Origin of the sequence: Desulfurella sp. (assembly GCF_049977265.1) — a bacterium.
In the GTDB taxonomy this organism is placed as follows: domain Bacteria; phylum Campylobacterota_A; class Desulfurellia; order Desulfurellales; family Desulfurellaceae; genus Desulfurella.
Map to the genome: position 1 here is coordinate 1 of NZ_JBMFGQ010000081.1, position 2,431 is coordinate 2,431.

At 29.9% G+C, this 2,431-nt stretch carries 2 protein-coding genes; both read right to left on the reverse strand.

The features are described 5' to 3' along the window. A partial coding sequence (locus ACP5FO_RS08680) for a hypothetical protein (protein WP_428157408.1) occupies positions 1-686 on the reverse strand: 686 nt, incomplete at its 3' end. Positions 687-696: 10 nt separating this feature from the next. Then, the gene (locus tag ACP5FO_RS08685; RefSeq protein ID WP_428157409.1) at positions 697-2,370 is read right to left on the reverse strand and encodes a methyl-accepting chemotaxis protein; all 1,674 of its coding nucleotides are present in this window, start codon (positions 2,368-2,370) and stop codon (positions 697-699) included. Between the last annotated feature and the right edge of the window lie 61 nt (positions 2,371-2,431).

Sequence of the window (2,431 nt, forward strand, 5' to 3'; positions counted from 1 at the left end):
AATACAATAGTTAAATCACCACCACCTTTGGCAAGGGTGGAGACAAGAGAGTTTACATTTTTTAGGGGTACAAAAATTCTTCTATACAAAATTATCCATACTATAACTACCACTATAACTGTAAGTATCATAGCTACAACTACAACTAAAACAGTAGCGATAATATACTTTTGCATTAGTTGTTTTTCTTTATTGTAATTTTGATTTTCTTGACCAATTATCTTTTGTAAAGCCAAAAAAGCATCTCGCCAGAAAATAATTTTTTGTTGCATAAGCTCATCTATATAATCCTGAGCAGAGCCTTCAATTGCAGCTTGAATCATTTGGTTTTCAACTTTTTCATCTAATTTTAAGTTTTTTTGTAAATTTAAAAGTTGAATTTTTTGTTCTTGATTGGCTATACTAAAAGCATTTTTTAATGCTTTATCCATGTTTTTCTGGGCAGCTTCAAAATTTTTTTTTGCTCTTTGATTTTCTGGATAAATTAAAATACTGTTTAGTGAAGCATTTTTTTGTAAACCAGCTACCAAAATATCATTTAGACTACAAACCAAGTTTTGTTGCAAATCTGTTTTTTTTAAACTATTATTTACATTGTATCCCAAAAAAACAATAATTATTAACAAAGTAGTAGCGCTTACAAGATAAAATCCGTTTGAAAAATTAAGCAATTTTTTAATACTCATATTGCCTCCATTATATATTTTCTACTGCAAGACCTACCCTTATGCCACCCCAATGTTTGCCTTCTATAAAAACTGGTACACCAATATCTGCCATAACTTCACCAGTATCCCTTGGGTATACCTGAATGATCACACTATCTGTGTTTCTTGCAACAGCTAGTCCCACAGGGTCATTAAATATTCTCATGGATCGGTTTCCTACAAGGTCTTTTTCGTAATTTCCTGTTAGAGGTTGATCATAAATTGAATTGTGAATTAAATAACCGTTGTTATCTGTAAGTAAAAAAAATCTAAAGTTTGGATCCATATTAAGATATTTATCTTCAATAGGTTGAATGTATTTTTTAAAAAAGTCTGTAAACCTAGTGCGATATTTTTGAGGGTTGGTGTTTGGAATTGGAATATAGTTTCTATCCCATATATCTTCAGATGAGATTAAACCCTTTTTAATAGATTCTTCAATGAACTCTTTCATTTCTTTAGCACCATTATTTGCAATATCTACAACACTTTCAAGCGGGTTGCCCACTTTTACCTTTTTTATAATATTTGCTGCCTGCGAAGACATTTTGCTTAAATCAAGGCTTTTTGAGCTAACTACATCAAGACTGTTTGATATTTCTTTTACTGAACTTGCAAGGTATTCTACTGTTTGAGCTACTTCTTCTACTGAACTTGACTGCTGCTCTATACCAGCAGTAATTGTATTTATCATTTTGTTTGCCTGATTAATTTTATCCGCAAGATTTTCAAAAGCTATAATCATTTCTTGTACAGAATGCATATTTTTATCTATAGTGTCACTAATCATCTTATTTCCACCAGTTAAACCATTAAAGTTTTCTGCAACAATACTTATCGTTTTTTCTATCTCTTTTGATTGTTTCTGTGTTTGCTCTGCAAGCTTTCTTATCTCATCTGCTACCACTGCAAAGCCCCTGCCATGCTCACCAGCTCGGGCTGCTTCAATAGCAGCATTTAAGGCAAGCAGGTTTGTTTGATTTGATATATCATTTATGATATTTACAATTGAGATTATACCATCTATTTGGTTTTGTAAATTTTCCATTGAATTATTGTTATTTTCAATAACTTCTATTGTTAGTTTTGAGCCTTTGTTAATCTCGTCTGTTATAGTAATTGTTTTATTGCTTATATCATTTACTTCTTCCATAAAATGTGCAAAACCTTCCATGTTTTTTGAGATATCAGCAATTGATTTCGTTGAGTCATTCATTGTTTTATTTATTGCTTCTAAGTTGTCTTTAGTCTCATTCATGTGATGTGTAATATTTTTTAGCTCAAAGTTAAATTTTGCATTAAATACAGCTGTTTTTGTAGCATTGAGTATCAACTCATTAAAAATATTTTTGGAAAATGCAATCATATCATTTAAAAAAATACCCACCGCATCTATAAAATTAGGTATTTTATATTTTTTTGTTAAATCATGCTTTTCATTTTGAAGCAACTGTGTATACTCTTTGTTTGCTTTTATTGTTGGACCAATGACTACTTTGTAGTAATACCAAAAATTTGCAATAGCAAAAGCTGTTGTAGCTATACTAAATGTATACATAAAGTACTGGTTAACAAATTCCCTAAAAAATATATAACCTATTGCTCCTCCTGCAAAATAAAGCAAAAAAGTTACGACAGTAAAAATCACAAGTTTATTAATCATAAATCACCCCCATTTTTTAATAATTCAAAAAATTTATCTTTTGGCATTGACTTATAAAAAA

Coding starts and splice junctions, on each gene's coding strand:
- ACP5FO_RS08685 (WP_428157409.1), bottom strand. CDS start 2,370: ATGATTAATAAACTTGTGATTTTTACTGTCGTAACTTTTTTGCTTTAT.